The following is a 19,760-nucleotide window of genomic DNA, read 5'->3' as shown; positions in this document are numbered from 1 at the left end:
AACGCTGTTGGCGTAGCACGATTACGCCAGCAGGATTCATAGGGCGCGCATGTCGTCGCTGACCAGAATGTGGTTACGTCCAAGATGCTTGGCTTCGTAGAGCGCTTTATCCGCTTTTTCGATAGCGTCTCCGATATTGCGATCCGTCAGGGGCGCAATGCCGATACTGACAGTGACATTGGTGGCGACGCTTTCGTTAAACATATGCGGGATTTTAAGATCGTATACTTCCTGTCGGATACGTTCTGCGGTAGCGCGGGCTTGCTGTGGTTCGGCGGTGGTCAGCAACACCAGAAATTCTTCCCCGCCAAAACGGCAGACGACATCGCGCGATCGCACGGCGTCCCGAATTGCCGCTGAGACGCGAATTAACGCCTGATCGCCCATCATATGACCGTAGTGATCGTTATACGCTTTGAAATGATCGATATCCAATAGCAGAACGTAGTGCTCATGGCTGCCCGGCGCCTGTAACGTATCCAGCCGATTTTGCAGGCCACGGCGGTTATATAAGCCGGTTAATGGATCAAGCATACTCAGGCCATTGAGGGTTTCCCGCTCGGCCAGCAGCTTAAACATGAGCTGTTGGGCAAAATTATCGTAGCGTTTCTGGATAACATGTTGAATAGCGATTCCCACCATTGGCAGGGCCAGCAAATAGAGAATTCGCAAACCTTGTTCATTACCGTTCAGCCACAGGCAGACCGCGACTGGCGGTAGCGAATAGAGCGTAAACGCGACGATATTCGCGGCAAAGGCTATCGAGCCGATAAACAGAACGCTAAGCAGGGAAATCAGTAAAAAAGAGAAATCATAATGGCCTAACGCCGGATACTTTAGCGCAATATGCGCCGCCCATATTCCCCCAAAGAGTAGGGAGATAAAGGGGAGATTAATTCTTTTTTGCCCATATTTCCCATGCCATATCAACAGTAATACGCTCAGGACCACTATCCCGATCATTGGCGTGCAAAATACATTGATCTGATAAAGGGGGAAAACGAGAGTAAATAGCGCCGACACGGCGTTGAGAAACAAGAAAAGACGTAAAGAAAACTGATACTTCTTAATACGAAGCGACCGCCAGGATGGTGTTGTCATGGGTAATTGTCGTTATTTATCGGTGATATACACGGAATCGGGCGCCAACATGAAAATAACGTATGAGAAAAGGTCGCCTAAAGCGAGGTGTTGTTGTTTTTACGTTAACAGTCGGACAATTTATCACCTTACTGAATACGTGTCATCAACCGTTAAGTAAAACTCATCTCTTTAGCTTTCTCCCTGGCTGACAAATGAGAAAATATATCATATGATATTGGTTATCATTATCAATTCCAGAGGTGAAACCATGTTGCAGCGGACGTTAGGCAGCGGATGGGGCGTGTTATTGCCTGGAGTGATTATCGTTGGACTGGCGTTTATCGGCCTGTCAGCTTATGCGCTGAAGCTGTTGATTGTATCAGGATTGCTACTGTCTGCGCTGATGTTGTATCACAAACAATTACGGCATTTTGTATTGCTGCCATCGTGTATAGCGCTTATTGGCGGCATGATGTTGGCAATGATGAACTGGAATCAGGGATGAAAATGAAGAGACAAAGGAAGGATAAGATAATTGGTGCGAGGGGGGGGACTTGAACCCCCACGTCCGTAAGGACACTAACACCTGAAGCTAGCGCGTCTACCAATTCCGCCACCTTCGCACAGTTATCTTACTTTTTGATATCGCCTCGTTGGTGCGAGGGGGGGGACTTGAACCCCCACGTCCGTAAGAACACTAACACCTGAAGCTAGCGCGTCTACCAATTCCGCCACCTTCGCCCAGTGCGAGCAATATCAACGTGGTTTTGGTGCGAGGGGGGGGACTTGAACCCCCACGTCCGTAAGGACACTAACACCTGAAGCTAGCGCGTCTACCAATTCCGCCACCTTCGCATACCATCGATTCTTGAATGATGTTGGCAATGATGAACTGGAATCAGGGATGAAAATGAAGAGACAAAGGAAGGATAAGATAATTGGTGCGAGGGGGGGGACTTGAACCCCCACGTCCGTAAGGACACTAACACCTGAAGCTAGCGCGTCTACCAATTCCGCCACCTTCGCACAGTTATCTTACTTTTTGATATCGCCTCGTTGGTGCGAGGGGGGGGACTTGAACCCCCACGTCCGTAAGAACACTAACACCTGAAGCTAGCGCGTCTACCAATTCCGCCACCTTCGCCCAGTGCGAGCAATATCAACGTGGTTTTGGTGCGAGGGGGGGGACTTGAACCCCCACGTCCGTAAGGACACTAACACCTGAAGCTAGCGCGTCTACCAATTCCGCCACCTTCGCATACCATCGATTCTTGAAAAGAATCACTACCACGGAGGCGCATTCTAGTGGTTTTCAGCTATTCGTCAATAGTTAATTGCATGGGATAGATTGATTGCTGCAAAAATGGGCGCGAGACGTAGGTTGGATAAGACGCCTGGCGTCGCCATCCGGCACATGCAACCAGATGGCGCTGCGCTTATCAGGCCAACTATTTCTTCGCCTGACGGGTCATCACGGTACGATAAACCTTAAAGCGCCCGGTTTGCGCGATGACTTCATGGAAGCCAAAAGTCTCATCCAGAATTTTAGGATAGGGCAGAAAGGCGTTCGCCACGATGCGTAACTCTCCGCCGCTGTTCAGATGGCGCACTGCGCCGCGAATGAGCGTTTGCGCCGCATCGAGGCTGGTTTGCATTCCGTCGTGGAACGGCGGGTTGGAGATGATCATGTCAAAACGTCCTTTGACTTCCGAAAAGACGTTGCTGGCGAATACCTCGCCTTCAAGGCCATTAGCGGCAAGCGTGGCGCGGCTGGCTTCCACCGCCGGAGCGCTGACGTCACACAGCGTCAGGCGCACTTTCGGCGAATGGCTGGCCAGCGCGGCGGAAAGCACGCCAGCGCCGCAGCCGACATCCAGCACTTTACCTTTGGTGTGCGGCGTTAGCGTAGACAGCAGCAGTTGGCTACCGACATCCAGTCCGTCGCGGCTGAATACGCCCGGCAACGTTTTGATAGTCAGCCCGTCGATGTTGTACTCGGCCCACCAGGATTCAAGACTAAACTGCGGCTGCTTTTCCAGACGACCATGGTAAAGGCCGCAACGTCGCGCGCTATCTACTTTGTTCAGCGGCGCATAGTCCGCCAGCATCGGTTCGGCGCTACGCACGCCGCTGCGGTTTTCCCCCACGACGAAAACATCGCTGCCCACCGGCATCAGCGACAAAATATTCATCAACTGGAACTGCGCTTCGGGTTTATTTTTCGGCCAGTAGTAGATCAGCGTATCGCAGTCAGCGACATCGCTGGCTTGCGCGACCAGGCTAAAACGGACGTTATCGCCCATCTGGCGGCTTAACGCCTGCCAGTGGTGAAACTGTTGCGTATACGCGCGGCTGGCGGCGCATTCAAAGCGCGCGGGCAGGTCATCCTGCAAATCTCCGGCAAAAAGAATACGGCTTTGTTCGAAATCATCACTGTGGCGCAGCAAGACTTCACTTGCCGGGGTAAAAGCAGACATGGAATGCTCCTTAATTCAGACTGGCGGCGATTATAGTAGTTTGATGGCGGAGATTCGACAGATTTGCTATATTTGCGCCCCTGATTACAGGAGCGTTTCGCTATGACATCCCGACGAGACTGGCAGTTACAGCAACTGGGTATTACGCAGTGGGCGCTGCGACGTCCTGGCGCGCTACAAGGCGAGATTGCGATTTCCCTTCCCGCGCACGTTCGTCTGATCGTGGTTGCAGAGGAATTACCCGCGCTGAACGAGCCGCTAATGCGCGATATTTTACGCGCGTTGACCGTGAGTCCCGATCAGGTTTTATCCCTGGCGCCTGAGCGCGTCGCCATGCTGCCGCAGGGCAGCCGTTGTAATAGCTGGCGGTTAGGAACTGACGCGCCGCTCCAACTCGAAGGCGCTCAGGTCACGACGCCGGCGTTTAATGAACTCCGGGCAAACCCGGCGGCACGCGCCGCACTATGGCAACAAATCTGCGAACATGAACACGATTTCTATCCTCAGCACGACCGATCTCCCCGCAGCCTGGCAGATTGAGCAACGCGCTCATGCGTTTCCGTGGAGCGAAAAAACGTTTTTCGGCAACCAGGGCGAACGGTATCTCAATCTTAAGCTGACCGCTGCTGACAGAATGGCCGCGTTTGCCATTACACAGGTGGTGCTGGACGAAGCGACGCTGTTCAATATTGCCGTCGATCCGGATTTTCAGCGTCGGGGGCTGGGGCGTATGCTGCTTGAGCATCTGATTGATGAACTGGAAAAACGCGGTGTTGTAACGCTATGGCTGGAGGTACGCGCCTCTAACGCTGCCGCCATCGCGCTGTATGAAAGTCTGGGGTTTAACGAGGCGACGATTCGCCGCAATTACTATCCCACGGCACAAGGGCATGAGGACGCCATCATCATGGCGTTACCGATAAGCATGTAATAAAAGAGGCAAGGTGTAATGATGAAGTGGGACTGGATTTTCTTTGATGCCGATGAAACGCTGTTTACGTTTGATTCTTTCACCGGTTTACAGCGGATGTTCCTTGACTATAGCGTCACCTTTACCGCTGAGGATTTCCAGGATTACCAGGCCGTGAATAAGCCGCTATGGGTGGATTATCAGAACGGCGCGATTACCTCATTACAATTGCAGCACGCGCGTTTTCAAAGTTGGGCTGAACGGCTAAACGTTGCGCCGGGGCTGCTGAATGACGCTTTTATTAGTGCGATGGCGGAGATCTGTTCTCCTTTGCCGGGCGCCGTTTCGCTACTTAATGCGATTCGCGGGCAGGCTAAAATCGGTATTATTACTAACGGTTTTACCGCGCTACAACAAACTCGTCTGGAGCGCACCGGGCTGCGCGAGTATTTCGATCTGCTGGTGATTTCCGAGCAGGTTGGCGTCGCGAAGCCCGATCCGAAAATCTTTAACTACGCCCTGGAGCAGGCGGGGAACCCTGACCGCTCGCGCGTATTAATGGTTGGCGATACCGCGGAATCCGATATTCTTGGCGGCATTAACGCCGGACTGTCGACCTGCTGGCTTAACGCGCATCATCGCGAGCAGCCCGCGGGTATTCATCCAACCTGGACTGTGGCGTCATTAAGCGAACTGGAGCAGCTCCTGTGTAAACACTGATTGCCTCCCCCAGGTTGATGGGTAAAATAGCCGCATTTTTCGTATTCAACATGCGTGGTCAAACGCCGCGCTTACTCAAGAAGATTTGACTATGACGTTGTCTCCTTATTTGCAAGAGGTGGCCAAACGCCGCACTTTTGCCATTATTTCTCACCCGGACGCCGGTAAAACCACCATTACCGAAAAAGTGTTGCTGTTCGGACAGGCGATTCAGACCGCCGGTACGGTAAAAGGCCGTGGCTCCAGCCAACATGCAAAATCTGACTGGATGGAGATGGAAAAACAGCGTGGTATCTCTATCACCACCTCGGTGATGCAGTTCCCGTATCACGACTGTCTGGTGAACCTGCTGGACACCCCGGGGCACGAAGACTTCTCCGAAGATACCTACCGTACCCTGACGGCGGTGGACTGCTGTCTGATGGTGATCGACGCCGCAAAAGGCGTTGAGGACAGGACTCGTAAGCTGATGGAAGTTACCCGTCTGCGTGATACGCCAATCCTGACTTTTATGAACAAACTCGACCGTGATATCCGCGACCCGATGGAGCTGCTGGATGAAGTCGAGAATGAGCTGAAAATCGGCTGCGCGCCGATCACCTGGCCGATTGGATGCGGGAAGCTGTTTAAGGGCGTTTATCACCTTTATAAAGATGAAACTTATCTTTATCAGACCGGTAAGGGCCACACCATTCAGGAAGTGCGCATCGTTAAAGGGCTGAATAACCCGGATCTGGACGCCGCCGTCGGTGAAGACCTGGCGCAGCAGCTGCGCGACGAGCTGGAACTGGTGCAGGGCGCGTCTAACGAGTTTGATGAAGAGCTGTTCCTGGCAGGGGAAATTACCCCGGTATTTTTCGGTACCGCGCTGGGTAACTTTGGCGTTGACCATATGCTGGATGGTTTAGTGGCGTGGGCGCCCGCGCCGATGCCGCGTCAAACCGATACCCGCACAGTGGAAGCCTCGGAAGAGAAGTTCACCGGTTTTGTCTTTAAAATTCAGGCCAATATGGACCCGAAACACCGCGACCGCGTGGCGTTTATGCGCGTGGTTTCCGGTAAGTATGAGAAGGGCATGAAGCTACGCCAGGTCCGTACCGGCAAAGATGTGGTGATTTCCGACGCGTTAACTTTTATGGCGGGCGACCGTTCGCACGTTGAAGAAGCGTACCCGGGCGATATTTTGGGTCTGCATAACCACGGCACCATTCAGATTGGCGATACCTTCACTCAGGGCGAGATGATGAAGTTTACCGGTATCCCGAACTTTGCGCCGGAACTGTTCCGTCGTATTCGCCTGAAAGATCCGCTCAAGCAGAAGCAGCTACTGAAAGGGCTGGTGCAGCTTTCTGAAGAGGGGGCGGTGCAGGTATTCCGTCCCATCTCCAACAACGATCTGATTGTCGGCGCCGTGGGCGTTTTGCAGTTTGACGTTGTTGTCGCGCGCCTGAAAAGCGAATACAACGTTGAGGCGATTTATGAATCCGTCAACGTGGCGACGGCGCGCTGGGTGGAAAGCGCCGATGCGAAGAAATTCGAAGAGTTTAAGCGTAAGAATGAAACGCAGCTGGCGCTGGATGGCGGCGACAACCTCACCTATATCGCCCCCACGATGGTTAACCTGAACCTGACCCAGGAACGTTACCCTGACGTTCAGTTCCGTAAAACGCGCGAACACTGATCCCTTTCCGGGCGCGGCATCCGCCGCGCCTTCGTACTTTCCCTGCCTTTTTAACCGCTTACGGAATGTTCTTAAATCCCGCGTTTTTTCTCCGATCTGCCTGTTTTTTATACGCACCGACAAGCGATTTTAAAATTGTGATCTATATTTAACAAAGTGATGACATAAATGTCGGCTTTAATGCCTGTTCAATGCGTGAATATGAGAGCTTAAAGCTGAGATTTGTTTCAGTCACGATATTAATAACTGAAACGGAAGGGTGGCAGGCGACGCGTCGTTACAAATTCACGAATGTGATGCCAGTCATTGACTTCAGAAACCGGTGAGTTTCACCGCATTCAGCAATGCAACCTCGTGTTGCCTGAGCTCAAATTACGAGCAAACTATACAGGACAAAATCGATGACTATGACAAGACTGAAGATTTCTAAAACTCTGCTGGCCGTAATGTTGACCTCTGCTGTTGCGACAGGTTCTGCCTTTGCAGAAAACGCAACAACGGACAAGGCGCAAAGCGGAACCGAAACCGCAGGGCAAAAAGTCGATAGCTCTATGAATAAAGTCGGTAACTTCATGGATGACAGCGCCATCACTGCGAAAGTAAAAGCTGCGCTGGTAGACCATGACAATATTAAAAGCACCGATATTTCTGTCGAAACCAATCAGAAAGTCGTCACCCTGAGCGGCTTTGTAGAAAGCCAGGCGCAGGCTGAAGCCGCCGTGAAAGTGGCGAAAGGCGTAGAAGGCGTGACCTCCGTTAGCGACAAACTTCACGTTCGCGACAATAAAGAAGGTTCCGTGAAAGGTTATGCCGGCGATACGGCCACGACCAGTGAAGTCAAAGCCAAGTTGCTGGCGGACGATCTCGTCCCTTCCCGTAAAGTAAAAGTGGAAACGACCGATGGCGTCGTACAGCTCTCCGGTACTGTTGAAACTCAGGAACAAAGCGACCGCGCTGAAAGCATCGCGAAAGCCGTTGATGGCGTAAAAAGTGTTAAAAACGATCTGAAAGTTCAGTAATTCGTCGTAATTCGTCCTCCCGACGTTTGTCGGGAGGCGTAATGTGCACCACACTAAAAATATCGCGAATGAGTAGCCTGAGCGCTCATATTTAGCGGTCGACATTAACTATGGTAAAGGAGAGGCTTATGTTTCGTTGGGGCATTATATTTCTGGTTATCGCGTTAATTGCCGCCGCATTGGGTTTTGGTGGACTGGCTGGTACGGCTGCCGGCGCGGCGAAAATCGTCTTCGTCGTCGGGATCGTGCTCTTCCTGGTCAGCCTGTTCATGGGCCGTAAACGACCCTAGCAGGCAGCTGTAAAGATATATTGCTATCAAGCCAGTCCAGCGGACTGGCTTTTACGGTTTTAGCCGTTAACGTTTTGCGTTACCTTGTCAGCCTGGAAAAAAATGAAAAACAGGAAGGCAGAGGTGGGCCAGCGAATACCGGTTACGCTCGGCAATATTGCGCCGTTATCATTAACACCGTTCCGGCCAGGCCGTATGGCGCTGGTCTGCGAGGGCGGGGGGCAGCGGGGCATCTTTACCGCAGGCGTGCTGGATGAGTTTATGCGTGCGCAGTTTAATCCTTTCCATCTCTACTTCGGCACATCAGCCGGTGCGCAAAATCTCTCGGCGTATCTCTGCAACCAGCCCGGCTACGGGCGTAAAGTCATTATGCGCTATACCACCAGGCGCGAATTTTTTGATCCGCTGCGATTTGTACGCGGAGGAAACCTTATTGACCTCGACTGGCTGGTGGAATCCACCGCCGCCCGAATGCCGCTGCAGATGGATACCGCAGCGCGCCTGTTCGACAGCGGAAAATCCTTTTATATGTGCGCCTGCCGGGGGGATGATTACACGCCGGGCTATTTCTCGCCGACAAAACAAAACTGGCTTGATATCATTCGCGCCTCCAGCGCCATACCGGGTTTCTACCGTACCGGCGTTACGTTAGAGGGCATCAACTATCTGGACGGTGGCATTAGCGACGCCATTCCGGTTCAGGAGGCGGCAAAGCGGGGGGCGAAAACCATTGTGGTGATCCGCACCGTACCCTCGCAAATGTATTACACGCCGCAGTGGTTTAAGCGTATGGAGCGCTGGCTGGGGGAGAGCAGTCTACAGCCGTTGGTCAACCTGGTGCAGCATCATGAAACGTCCTACAGCGCGATCCAACAATTTATTGAAAAGCCGCCGGGTAAGCTGCGGATCATTGAAATTTATCCGCCGAAACCGCTGCACAGCATGGCGCTGGGCAGCCGTATCCCGGCGCTGCGTGAGGATTACAAAACCGGGCAATTATGCGGGCGTTATTTCCTTGCCACCGTTGGTAAATTGCTCGCCGCAACGCCGCCTCTCCTGCGCCATACGTCGCGGATTGCCGTGCCGGAAACGGTGGTCGTGCCTCCGGCGCCGGTGGCCAATGATACGCATGTGGCGGAGGTCATTAGCGCGCCGCAGGCAAACGACACCACATTTACCGACGAGGATCTGGCGTGAGCTGGCGCTTTATTGATACGCATTGCCATTTTGATTTCCCGCCCTTTACGGGCGATGAGCGCGCCAGTATTCAGCGTGCCGGTGAGGCGGGCGTTGAAAAAATCATCGTGCCGGCGACCGAGGCGGCTCACTTTTCCCGCGTGCTGGCGCTGGCGGCGCGTTTCCCGTCGCTTTATGCTGCGCTGGGATTGCACCCCATTGTGATTGAGCGTCATGCCGATGACGATCCTGATAAGCTGCAACAGGCGCTGGCGCAACAACAGAACGTCGTGGCGGTAGGCGAGATCGGTCTCGATCTTTATCGCGACGACCCGCAGTTCGCCAGGCAAGAGCGATTTTTAGACGCGCAGCTGCAACTGGCAAAACGCTACGATCTGCCGGTGATCCTGCACTCGCGGCGTACGCATGACAAACTGGCGATGCACTTAAAGCGCCAGGATCTGCCGCGAACCGGTGTGGTGCATGGTTTTGCCGGCAGTCTGCAACAGGCCGAACGCTTTGTGCGACTGGGCTATAAAATCGGCGTCGGCGGCACCATCACCTACCCGCGCGCCAGTAAAACCCGTGATGTTATGGCGCGGTTGCCGCTGGACGCGCTGTTGCTGGAGACCGATGCGCCGGATATGCCGCTAAAGGGGTTTCAGGGGCAGCCGAATCGCCCGGAGCAGGCGGCGCGAGTATTTGATGCGCTCTGCGAATTACGTCCGGAGCCCGCAGAGGTGATAGCCGATACGCTGTATCGCAATACCATTACCTTGTTTTGGCTCTGAGGGCATCGCAGCCGCTGTCCGGTAGGTGACGCTTACAAATATAGCGCCGGCAAAATCAGTTTCGCCACCCCACGCGCGCGCAATCCGTCAGCCAGCTGTTCCACCTCTTGCGGCGTCGCGCCTGGCCAGGCTTTCGCTTCGCCATAGACGCCATGCGCATGAAAGGCATTCAAACGCACCGGAACCTCGCCCAGCGAAGTAATAAACGCTGCCAGTGAATCGATATGCGCCGCATAGTCCACCTGACCCGGGATAACCAGCAACCGCAGCTCCGCCAGTTTTCCCCGCGCAGCAAGAAAGCGGATACTGCGCTTAATATGCGTGTTATCACGTCCGGTCAGACGGTGATGACACTCGCTCTTCCAGGCTTTCAGATCGAGCATTACGCCGTCGCAAACCGGCAGTAGTTTTTGCCAGCCGGTCTCGCTTAACTGACCATTACTGTCCACCAGACAGGTCAGCCGTTGTAACTGCGGATCGGCTTTGATCGCCGTAAATAGCGCCACAATAAACGGTAATTGCGTGGTCGCCTCTCCGCCGCTGACGGTAATACCTTCAATAAACAGCGATGCTTTACGAATATGACGCAGCACATCGTCAACGCTCATGGTTTGCGCCATTGGCGTTGCCCGCTGTGGGCACATTTTCAGGCAGGTATCGCACTGCTCGCAGACGTCCGACCGCCATACCACTTTCCCGCCATCAACGCTGAGGGCGTGATGCGGACACTGCGATACGCATTCCCCGCAGTCGTTACAGCGTCCCATCGTCCACGGGTTATGGCAATTCTTACAGCGCAAATTGCAGCCCTGTAAGAATAATGCCAGGCGGCTGCCTGGCCCATCGACGCAGGAAAACGCAATGATCTTACTGACTAAAGCGCATCTGTTGTTCATGGCTGACTACGCGTGGCTGTCGTTCCAGGATGCGGGTATTACGTGCGGCTTCTTCTCCCAGCCAGGTGGTATTCGTGCGCGAGCCTTCGGCGCGAAATTTCGCCAGATCCGACAGGCGCACCATATAACCGGTGACGCGCACCAGATCGTTGCCGCTGACATTGGCGGTAAATTCCCGCATCCCGGCTTTGAACGCGCCAAGACAAAGCTGGACCAACGCCTGCGGATTACGCTTGATGGTTTCGTCCAGCGTCAGAATGTCGCTGATCCCGGCATGATAAAAGGCATGGTGCGGTGCGACGGTTTGCAAATGGGTGATAGGGTCCGGTTCATCGCCATACGGCAGACGCGCGCCCGGCGTAGTGCCGATATCGGAACTTATGCCAGACTGGGCATGGAGCAGCGCCCGTTGCTTCCAGCCATACTTCACTGGCGTATTTTCGACGAAATCCGCCAGTTGGGCGCTGATACGGTAGCCCAGCTCGTTCGCCGTTTCATTCTTGCCGTAACGGGCGTTCAGGCCCGCGTTTTCGCACAGCAGATTCACGGCTTCCGCCAGCCCGTACATACCGAACATCGGCGCAAAACGTTCGGGATCGATCAAACCTTCCTGTACAAGAAAGCTATTCTCAAAGAAATGTGACTTTTCATAGAGGAATTCACATCGTGAATTAATGATGGCGATCTGCTGTCGGCAGTAGTGCGGTAGCGTACGTGAAAAGAAGTCATCGACAGACGTACTGCGTTCTGCCACGGCTTTCAGGTTGAGACGTACCAGCGTACTGCCGCCGCCGCCAAGCGGTAGCGAGTTATAACAACTGACGATGCCATAATGGCCTTTTGTGAAAATTTTATCATTTACAGGGCCGTTGGAAATGTGTGGCTTACTGCATTCGCAAATGTTTTTGGCGACTTCCAGCAGCAGATCGTCCGGCGTAATTTCCGCATCGTAGATAAACGTCAGGTTAGGCGCCACCTGCTTTAGCTCGGCATCAGCGCGCAAAATCGCTCGTGTGACAGGCGTATCGGCAGGGCCAATATTGGCATGCATAAAGGCGTCTGGCAGCGTTCTGTCGAGATAACGCCAGAAACGTTTTATTCGAATATCGATCGCATCTTGTGTTAGAATTCTAACATACGGTTGCAGCAACGCATCAAGCTGGCCGAGATAAACCGGCATGGACGTCACGGAAGGTACGTGATGATACAGAATGGTGAGTAGGGATAACGCATCATCCAGATCTTTCGCGCCTTCCAGTTCCAGCCACTGTGAACCGTTAGCCAGAAATCGGGCGTAATCGGGCAACACGTAGCGCGGTTTGAAGGGGGCGTGCCCCTCAAACATATCGCAAATGACGCCTTCATCCAGCGCCTGGCGGGCATCTTCCGGCAGGGTGGGATAAGGCAGGGCGTTTTCAGCTTCCAGCGCCAGAAAATGGCGTTTTTGTTCAGGCGTGAGCACCGGGCTGGTCACAATTTGCTGGCAACGCTGCTGGAGCGCAGTTTCGCATGAGGCAGGCATCTTCGTTTCCTCTTTATGCCGGGACGATGCGCTATTGTAGAAAATGGCGGCAAACCGACTTTGATCCTGATGCGCTTATCGCTCGAAGAACAGACGGTGACGGCGGGATAATTTGATTCAGATCTCATTACAGTAATGCAAATTTGTACGTAGTTTTCATTAACTGTGATGTATATCGAAGTGTAATCGCGAGTGAATGTTAGAATATTAACAGACTCGCAAGGTGAAATTTTATACGGCAATGCCGTTGGAGAATGTCATGACTGATTTAAAAGCAAGCAGCCTGCGTGCGCTCAAACTGATGGATCTGACCACTCTGAACGATGACGACACCAATGAAAAAGTGATCGCGTTGTGTCATCAGGCAAAAACCCCGGTCGGGAATACGGCGGCGATTTGTATTTACCCGCGTTTTATCCCGATTGCGCGTAAGACTCTGAAAGAACAAGGTACGCCGGACATCCGCATTGCAACGGTGACTAACTTCCCGCATGGCAATGATGACATCGATATTGCGCTGGCGGAAACCCGTGCGGCGATCGCCTACGGCGCTGACGAAGTGGACGTGGTATTCCCGTACCGTGCGTTGATCGCCGGTAACGAGCAGGTGGGTTTTGACCTGGTAAAAGCCTGTAAAGACGCTTGTGCCGCAGCGAACGTATTGCTGAAAGTGATTATCGAAACCGGCGAGCTGAAAGAAGAGGCGCTGATTCGTAAAGCCTCTGAAATCTCCATTAAAGCCGGTGCGGATTTCATCAAAACCTCTACCGGTAAAGTGCCGGTAAACGCTACGCCGGAAAGCGCGCGCATCATGATGGAAGTGATCCGCGACATGGGCGTTTCCAAAACCGTTGGCTTCAAACCGGCGGGCGGCGTACGTACGGCGGAAGACGCGCAGAAATTCCTCGCGATTGCAGACGAACTGTTTGGCGCTGACTGGGCAGATTCTCGTCACTACCGCTTTGGCGCATCCAGCCTGCTGGCAAGCCTGCTGAAAGCGCTGGGTCACGGCGACGGTAAGAGCGCCAGCAGCTACTAAGCTCTGATTTGCCGGATGGCGCTGCGCTTATCCGGCCTACAAATCCAGGCCTGTAGGCCGGATAAGGCGTTAACCGCCATCCGGCGATGTAAGCCTTCTACTCTTTTCCCTCAGGAGGGTACCGTGTTTCTCGCACAAGAAATTATTCGTAAAAAGCGTGATGGTCATGCGTTGAGTGACGAAGAAATTCGTTTCTTTATCAATGGTATTCGTGACAATACTATCTCTGAAGGGCAGATTGCCGCCCTGGCGATGACCATCTTCTTCCACGATATGACCATGCCGGAGCGTGTTTCGCTGACCATGGCGATGCGGGATTCCGGTACTGTCCTTGACTGGAAAAGCCTGAATCTCAATGGCCCGATTGTCGATAAGCATTCGACCGGCGGCGTAGGGGACGTGACGTCTCTGATGCTGGGGCCAATGGTAGCGGCCTGCGGCGGTTATGTGCCGATGATCTCCGGTCGTGGCCTCGGACATACCGGCGGTACGCTCGATAAACTGGAAGCGATCCCGGGCTTTGATATCTTCCCGGACGACAACCGTTTCCGCGAAATTATTCAAGACGTGGGTGTGGCGATTATTGGGCAAACCAGCTCGCTTGCACCGGCGGACAAACGTTTTTACGCCACCCGCGACATTACCGCGACGGTGGACTCTATTCCGCTGATCACTGGTTCCATCCTCGCCAAGAAACTGGCCGAAGGGCTGGATGCGCTGGTAATGGACGTAAAAGTCGGCAGCGGCGCGTTTATGCCAACCTATGAACTTTCTGAAGCCCTTGCTGAAGCGATTGTCGGCGTGGCAAACGGCGCGGGAGTTCGCACTACGGCGTTGTTAACCGATATGAACCAGGTGCTGGCTTCAAGCGCCGGTAACGCGGTGGAAGTGCGTGAAGCCGTGCAGTTCCTGACCGGTGAATACCGCAATCCGCGCTTGTTTGACGTTACCATGGCGCTATGCGTGGAGATGCTGATCTCCGGCCAGCTGGCGAAAGACGACGCCGAAGCGCGTGCCAAACTGCAGGCGGTGCTGGATAACGGTAAAGCGGCAGAAGTCTTTGGTCGTATGGTGGCCGCGCAGAAAGGGCCGAGCGATTTCGTTGAGAACTACGATAAATACCTGCCGACCGCCATGTTGAGCAAAGCGGTATATGCTGATACCGAAGGGTTTATCAGCGCAATGGATACGCGTGCGCTGGGGATGGCGGTCGTCTCGATGGGCGGTGGCCGTCGTCAGGCGTCTGACACCATTGATTACAGCGTTGGCTTTACCGACATGGCCCGTCTGGGCGACAGCATCGACGGGCAGCGCCCGCTGGCGGTGGTTCATGCCAAAGACGAAGCCAGTTGGCAGGAAGCGGCGAAGGCCGTCAAAGCGGCAATTATCCTTGACGATAAAGCGCCAGCAAGCACACCTTCGGTCTATCGTCGAATTACTGAATAGTTGTATACTGATCTGATCAATTATTTTTGAAGCACTAAGTACGGAGAAGATATGAAACGTGCATTTATTATGGTGCTGGACTCATTCGGCATCGGCGCTACTGAAGACGCGGATCGTTTTGGCGACGTAGGTTCCGACACTCTGGGCCACATCGCAGAAGCTTGCGCCAATGGCGAAGCTGACAATGGCCGTAAGGGCCCGTTGAATCTGCCTAACCTGACTCGTCTGGGGCTGGTGAAAGCGCATGAAGGCTCTACCGGTAAAATTGCCGCCGGTATGGACGGCAACGCGGACGTTATTGGCGCATACGCATGGGCGCACGAACTGTCCTCCGGCAAAGATACGCCGTCAGGCCACTGGGAAATCGCTGGCGTGCCGGTGCTGTTCGACTGGGGTTACTTCAGCGACCACGAAAACAGCTTCCCGCAGGAACTGCTGGATAAGCTGGTGAAACGCGCCAACCTGCCGGGCTATCTCGGTAACTGCCACTCTTCCGGCACCGTTATTCTGGACCAGCTCGGCGAAGAGCACATGAAAACCGGCAAGCCGATTTTCTACACCTCCGCTGACTCCGTGTTCCAGATTGCCTGCCACGAAGAGACCTTTGGCCTGGATAAACTCTACGAGCTATGCGAAATCGCCCGTGAAGAGCTGACCGAAGGCGGCTACAACATTGGCCGCGTGATCGCGCGTCCGTTTATCGGCGACAAGGCCGGTAACTTCCAGCGTACCGGCAACCGTCACGACCTGGCCGTAGAACCGCCAGCGCCGACCGTGCTGCAGAAACTGGTCGATGAAAAACAGGGCCACGTGGTGTCCGTCGGTAAGATTGCCGACATCTACGCCAACTGCGGCATCACTAAGAAAGTGAAAGCGACCGGTCTGGACGCGCTGTTCGACGCGACCCTCAAAGAGATGAAAGAAGCGGGCGATAAAACCATCGTCTTCACCAACTTTGTTGACTTCGACTCTTCCTGGGGCCACCGTCGCGACATCGCGGGCTACGCCGCAGGTCTGGAGCTGTTTGACCGCCGTCTGCCGGAGCTGATGGAGCTGGTGGGTGAAGATGACATTCTGATCCTGACCGCTGACCACGGCTGTGACCCGAGCTGGACCGGTACTGACCATACCCGTGAGCACATTCCGGTGCTGATCTACGGTCCGAAAGTCAAACCGGGCTCTTTAGGTCACCGTGAAACCTTCGCGGATATCGGCCAGACGCTGGCGACCTACTTTGGTACATCGCCGATGGACTACGGTAAAAACATGCTGTGATACCCATTGTCTTTCGCGCTGTAGATGCGTTGACTTCATTCGCTCACCCCGGTCACATAGTTCATCTATGCTCCCGGGGATTCACGAATTCGTCGCCTTCCTACAACGCGAAATCCTTAGGGTATTCCACTGTTTTTGCACACGTTTTGTAGGCCTGATAAGGCGTAGCCGCCATCAGGCAATAACAACAAATTTAAAGGGAACTGAAGATGGCAACTCCACATATTAATGCAGAAATGGGTGATTTCGCTGACGTCGTATTGATGCCGGGCGACCCGCTGCGTGCGAAGCACATTGCTGAGACTTTCCTCGAAGATGTCCGCGAAGTGAACAACGTTCGCGGCATGTTAGGTTTCACCGGGACTTACAAAGGCCGTAAGATCTCCGTGATGGGCCACGGTATGGGTATCCCATCCTGCTCCATCTACACCAAAGAGCTGATCACCGATTTCGGCGTGAAGAAAATCATTCGCGTCGGCTCATGCGGCGCTGTGCGCATGGACGTCAAACTGCGCGACGTGGTGATCGGTATGGGTGCCTGCACCGACTCCAAAGTGAACCGTATCCGTTTTAAAGATCATGACTTCGCGGCTATCGCTGACTTCGACATGGTACGTAACGCGGTTGACGCGGCAAAAGCGCTGGGCGTAGACGCGCGCGTAGGCAACCTGTTCTCCGCTGACCTGTTCTACTCTCCGGACGGCGAAATGTTCGACGTGATGGAAAAATACGGCGTACTGGGCGTAGAGATGGAAGCGGCGGGCATCTACGGCGTTGCGGCTGAGTTTGGCGCGAAAGCGCTGACTATCTGCACCGTGTCCGACCACATCCGTACCCACGAGCAGACCACTGCCGCTGAACGTCAGACGACCTTCAACGATATGATCAAAATCGCGCTGGAATCTGTGCTGCTGGGCGATAAAGAGTAAGATTGTGCTGTGCCCGGTGGCGCTTCGCTTACCGGGCCTACAACGGCCTGCGGTTGTTACCGGATCGACTTGTAGGCTGGATAAGGCGTAGCCGCCATCCGGCAATCTGCTGTTTATACTGCGGGCCTCATTCCCGAATTACCCTCTCCGCATTGCCTTTTGCTATTAACCCGTTACGTTTGGATTTTGTTTAAGGAATGAACAAAATGTCGAACTATCGTCGTTATTACATTAACGGTGGCACCTGGTTTTTCACGGTTAATCTGAAAAACCGGAAAAGTGATTTACTTGTCCGCCAGATTGCGGAATTACGCTCTGCTATTCGCCGAGTGAAAAATACGAAGCCTTTTCAAATTGATGCTTTTGTCGTGTTGCCTGAGCATCTGCATTGCATCTGGACGCTTCCTGAGAACGATTGTGACTTTTCATCTCGCTGGCGGGAGCTTAAAAAGTTATTTACCAAATCGATAATGCGCCATGACGTGTGGCAGCCACGATTCTGGGAGCACGCGATTCGCGACGAAAAGGATTTTCGCCGACATGCCGATTACCTCTACTTCAACCCCGTGAAGCACGGTTGGGTAAGGCGGGTGCAGGACTGGCCGTTTTCGACCTTTCATCGTGATGTTCGCAATGGCGTTTACCCGGTTTATTGGGCGGGGGAGGTGAGGGATCTTGACGCTGGTGAGTGGCGGTAATGCCGGATGGCGCGTTGCTTATCCGGCCTACAGAAAGCACTCATTTGTAGGCCGGATAAGGCGTAGCTGCCATCCGGCAATTCTTTAACGCACGGCCCCTGCGACCCAACTCGCCAGTTCCCGCAACTCACTCTCCTGTTCCGGAAACGTCGCTATCAGCGCTTCGCACGTTTCCTGTAGTTTATCCGCGCGGTACAAACACCCTTGCAGTCGCCCCGCCAGCGCTTCCAGCGGTGCCGGGTTCAGGCTATCGGTAAACACCTGCGCACGGGTGATATGACCTTTCTCGACGTCAAAATGCAGCTCGACGCCGCCCCAGGTGAAGCGTTCGTCCAGCAGATGGCTGAACGCCGGTGCCTGGCCGAAATTCCACTCCCAACTGCTCTGGCGCGCAAAGGTTTCGGCAAAATTCGGCAGATCCGGCGTTTTATCCGGTGAAATCACTTCCGCGTCGACACGTTCGCCGTAATGAGCGAAAAAGGCTTCCGTGACCGCCTGGCAGACCTGTTGATGGGTGATACCCGGTAATAGCTCGGTAAGATTAGCCACGCGGGAGCGAACGGAGGTAATCCCTTTCGCCGCAAGTTTCTTTTTATCGGGATTCAGATAGTTCGCCAGACGGCTGAGGTCGGCGTTCAATAGCAGCGTACCGTGATGGAAACCGCGATCTTTGGTTTCGCGATAGGCTGAACCGGAGACTTTGCGATCGCCGTCCGGCGTTTTTACGACCAGATCGTTGCGTCCCGAAGCATCGGCCATGACCCCCAGTGAATTCAGCGCCGCGAGCACAATATGGGTGGAGATGGTTTTATCGTATTCCGGTTTACCGGCCATAAAGGTAAAACAGGTATTACCGAGGTCATGGAATACCGCGCCGCCGCCGCTGCTACGGCGGGCCAGACGGACGTTATCTTCTTCCATACGCCGCGTATTACACTCTTTCCACGGGTTTTGCGCGCGTCCAATGACCACCGTATCCGCGTTGCGCCACAGGAACAGCACGCGCTGGGTGGCGGGCATCTGGCGGAAAATGCACTCCTCGACCGCCAGGTTAAACCAGGGATCGTAAGAGTCAGAAATAAGCAGGCGTAATGTAGTCATGGTGGTTTTCCTTACCTTTATTAAGCCGTCATTTTACTCTTTTTCCTCACGCTCTTCCTCTTCCGGAACAGGCTTGCTGGCCGTTAACAGGAAGGGGGACTGCTGCCAGCGGGTGCGTTTACCTTGTAGCAAGGTGCGCGTCAGCACCACGCCTATCGCCAGCGAGAGTAGCAGCATCAGGCGTAGAATGTTGGTGGTGTTATCGACCTGCTTTGCTTCGGTGGCCAGCGTGTGGGTATCCAGCGTCAGACGCAGGTAGCCCAAGGGGCCGTTTTTGCCCTGGATAGGCTCGACAATTTGTTGGTTAAAATAGCTGCCCGCTTTTTTGCCATCCAGCGCCAGCCTGTCGCGCACGTTGACGCTTTCGCCAGCGCGAGTAATAAGATCGCCCTGTTCATCATAGACGCCGGCATCCAGAATACGGCTCTCTTGCGTGAGCTGACGCAGCACGGCATTGATGCGATTTTCATCCGGTGTTTCGCTGCGCATCAGCGGGGCGATGTTGAGCGTCACCTGGCGCGCCAGCGTGCGGGCCAGCTCTTCCAGCTGCGGATTGCGCTGTCGCTGGTGGTTTTGACTAAACCAGGACGCGCCCTGCATGAGCGCGACGAGCAGTGTGAGACAGAACAATACAATGACTGCACGATGCAGCCGAAATTTCAGTTTTGCGCGAGCCATATTCCACCTGCTGAAAATTTGAGGCTTAA

General features: G+C 54.0%; 20 protein-coding genes and 6 tRNA genes. 14 read left to right on the top strand and 12 right to left on the bottom strand.

Features of this window, described 5'->3' with window-relative positions; genetic code table 11:
* Positions 1–36: 36 nt before the first annotated feature.
* On the bottom strand, positions 37–1,101 hold the full coding sequence (locus tag J4614_RS07880; RefSeq protein WP_000211207.1) for a GGDEF domain-containing protein: 1,065 nt from the start codon (positions 1,099–1,101) through the stop codon (positions 37–39).
* Between the two features lie 250 nt (positions 1,102–1,351).
* Here J4614_RS07880 and J4614_RS07875 point away from each other — a divergent pair, with 250 nt between their 5' ends.
* Positions 1,352–1,588, top strand: a complete 237-nt coding sequence (locus J4614_RS07875) for a DUF1435 domain-containing protein (protein ID WP_000941878.1) — start codon at positions 1,352–1,354, stop codon at positions 1,586–1,588.
* Positions 1,589–1,619: 31 nt separating this feature from the next.
* On the opposite strand, the gene J4614_RS07870 is transcribed toward J4614_RS07875, so the two are convergent.
* The 7 genes from J4614_RS07870 to rsmC all read right to left on the bottom strand — a co-directional run bounded on the left by J4614_RS07870 (position 1,620) and on the right by rsmC (position 3,560).
* Positions 1,620–1,706, bottom strand: a tRNA-Leu gene (locus tag J4614_RS07870).
* Between the two features lie 31 nt (positions 1,707–1,737).
* Positions 1,738–1,824: transfer RNA gene (locus J4614_RS07865), tRNA-Leu, on the bottom strand.
* Positions 1,825–1,851: 27 nt separating this feature from the next.
* A tRNA-Leu gene (locus tag J4614_RS07860) sits at positions 1,852–1,938 on the bottom strand.
* 84 nt (positions 1,939–2,022) lie between these two features.
* Positions 2,023–2,109: transfer RNA gene (locus tag J4614_RS07855), tRNA-Leu, on the bottom strand.
* Between the two features lie 31 nt (positions 2,110–2,140).
* Positions 2,141–2,227, bottom strand: a tRNA-Leu gene (locus J4614_RS07850).
* 27 nt (positions 2,228–2,254) lie between these two features.
* Positions 2,255–2,341, bottom strand: a tRNA-Leu gene (locus J4614_RS07845).
* Between the two features lie 190 nt (positions 2,342–2,531).
* Complete coding sequence (gene rsmC, locus J4614_RS07840; protein WP_001272293.1) at positions 2,532–3,560, bottom strand: 16S rRNA (guanine(1207)-N(2))-methyltransferase RsmC; 1,029 nt, start codon at positions 3,558–3,560, stop codon at positions 2,532–2,534.
* A gap of 102 nt (positions 3,561–3,662) precedes the next feature.
* On the opposite strand from rsmC, the gene J4614_RS07835 reads away from it, so the two are divergent.
* From J4614_RS07835 to J4614_RS07800, 8 genes are all read left to right on the top strand, one after another.
* Positions 3,663–4,100, top strand: a complete 438-nt coding sequence (locus tag J4614_RS07835; protein WP_000204003.1) for a DNA polymerase III subunit psi — start codon at positions 3,663–3,665, stop codon at positions 4,098–4,100.
* Complete coding sequence (rimI, locus tag J4614_RS07830) at positions 4,045–4,491, top strand: ribosomal protein S18-alanine N-acetyltransferase (RefSeq protein ID WP_001092434.1); 447 nt, start codon at positions 4,045–4,047, stop codon at positions 4,489–4,491. Before J4614_RS07835 ends, rimI begins: the two co-directional genes overlap by 56 nt.
* Before the next feature lie 21 nt (positions 4,492–4,512).
* On the top strand, positions 4,513–5,190 hold the full coding sequence (gene yjjG / locus J4614_RS07825; protein ID WP_000870686.1) for a pyrimidine 5'-nucleotidase: 678 nt from the start codon (positions 4,513–4,515) through the stop codon (positions 5,188–5,190).
* A gap of 91 nt (positions 5,191–5,281) precedes the next feature.
* The gene (prfC, locus tag J4614_RS07820) at positions 5,282–6,871 is read left to right on the top strand and encodes a peptide chain release factor 3 (protein WP_000175965.1); all 1,590 of its coding nucleotides are present in this window, start codon (positions 5,282–5,284) and stop codon (positions 6,869–6,871) included.
* A 401-nt stretch (positions 6,872–7,272) separates the two neighbouring features.
* Positions 7,273–7,890, top strand: coding sequence for a molecular chaperone OsmY (gene osmY, locus J4614_RS07815; protein ID WP_000178963.1), 618 nt, complete (start codon positions 7,273–7,275; stop codon positions 7,888–7,890).
* A gap of 128 nt (positions 7,891–8,018) precedes the next feature.
* Positions 8,019–8,180: a DUF1328 family protein gene (locus J4614_RS07810; RefSeq protein ID WP_000490276.1), complete on the top strand. Its 162-nt coding sequence runs from the start codon at positions 8,019–8,021 to the stop codon at positions 8,178–8,180.
* A gap of 123 nt (positions 8,181–8,303) precedes the next feature.
* A complete protein-coding gene (locus J4614_RS07805; protein WP_000531540.1) occupies positions 8,304–9,377 on the top strand; it encodes a patatin family protein in 1,074 nt (357 codons plus the stop codon).
* Complete coding sequence (locus tag J4614_RS07800; RefSeq protein WP_001527541.1) at positions 9,374–10,147, top strand: metal-dependent hydrolase; 774 nt, start codon at positions 9,374–9,376, stop codon at positions 10,145–10,147. The genes J4614_RS07805 and J4614_RS07800 overlap by 4 nt, the downstream gene beginning before the upstream one ends.
* A gap of 32 nt (positions 10,148–10,179) precedes the next feature.
* On the opposite strand, the gene J4614_RS07795 is transcribed toward J4614_RS07800, so the two are convergent.
* Positions 10,180–11,043, bottom strand: coding sequence for a YjjW family glycine radical enzyme activase (locus J4614_RS07795; protein ID WP_001064951.1), 864 nt, complete (start codon positions 11,041–11,043; stop codon positions 10,180–10,182).
* Complete coding sequence (locus J4614_RS07790) at positions 11,015–12,565, bottom strand: YjjI family glycine radical enzyme (RefSeq protein ID WP_001111686.1); 1,551 nt, start codon at positions 12,563–12,565, stop codon at positions 11,015–11,017. Before J4614_RS07790 ends, J4614_RS07795 begins: the two co-directional genes overlap by 29 nt.
* Positions 12,566–12,824: 259 nt before the next feature.
* Here J4614_RS07790 and deoC point away from each other — a divergent pair, with 259 nt between their 5' ends.
* The 5 genes from deoC (at position 12,825) to J4614_RS07765 (ending at position 17,952) form a co-directional block, all read left to right on the top strand.
* Positions 12,825–13,604: a deoxyribose-phosphate aldolase gene (deoC, locus tag J4614_RS07785; protein ID WP_001519713.1), complete on the top strand. Its 780-nt coding sequence runs from the start codon at positions 12,825–12,827 to the stop codon at positions 13,602–13,604.
* Between the two features lie 123 nt (positions 13,605–13,727).
* Complete coding sequence (gene deoA / locus J4614_RS07780) at positions 13,728–15,050, top strand: thymidine phosphorylase (protein ID WP_001647417.1); 1,323 nt, start codon at positions 13,728–13,730, stop codon at positions 15,048–15,050.
* Positions 15,051–15,101: 51 nt separating this feature from the next.
* Positions 15,102–16,325, top strand: coding sequence for a phosphopentomutase (deoB, locus tag J4614_RS07775; protein WP_000816459.1), 1,224 nt, complete (start codon positions 15,102–15,104; stop codon positions 16,323–16,325).
* Between the two features lie 209 nt (positions 16,326–16,534).
* A complete protein-coding gene (gene deoD, locus J4614_RS07770; RefSeq protein ID WP_000224864.1) occupies positions 16,535–17,254 on the top strand; it encodes a purine-nucleoside phosphorylase in 720 nt (239 codons plus the stop codon).
* Positions 17,255–17,460: 206 nt separating this feature from the next.
* Positions 17,461–17,952: a transposase gene (locus J4614_RS07765; protein WP_000073957.1), complete on the top strand. Its 492-nt coding sequence runs from the start codon at positions 17,461–17,463 to the stop codon at positions 17,950–17,952.
* 84 nt (positions 17,953–18,036) lie between these two features.
* On the opposite strand, the gene lplA is transcribed toward J4614_RS07765, so the two are convergent.
* Positions 18,037–19,053: a lipoate--protein ligase LplA gene (gene lplA / locus J4614_RS07760; protein WP_208293125.1), complete on the bottom strand. Its 1,017-nt coding sequence runs from the start codon at positions 19,051–19,053 to the stop codon at positions 18,037–18,039.
* Positions 19,054–19,086: 33 nt separating this feature from the next.
* Positions 19,087–19,731 (bottom strand): YtjB family periplasmic protein, encoded by a 645-nt coding sequence (locus J4614_RS07755; RefSeq protein WP_000090067.1) that lies wholly within the window; start codon positions 19,729–19,731, stop codon positions 19,087–19,089.
* Positions 19,732–19,760 lie beyond the last annotated feature (29 nt).

The organism is Salmonella sp. 32031103-2018-00083-FB-01-SM-01, from assembly GCF_017571995.1.
Lineage (GTDB): Bacteria > Pseudomonadota > Gammaproteobacteria > Enterobacterales > Enterobacteriaceae > Salmonella > Salmonella enterica.
This window is presented reverse-complemented; position numbering and strand designations above follow the sequence as displayed.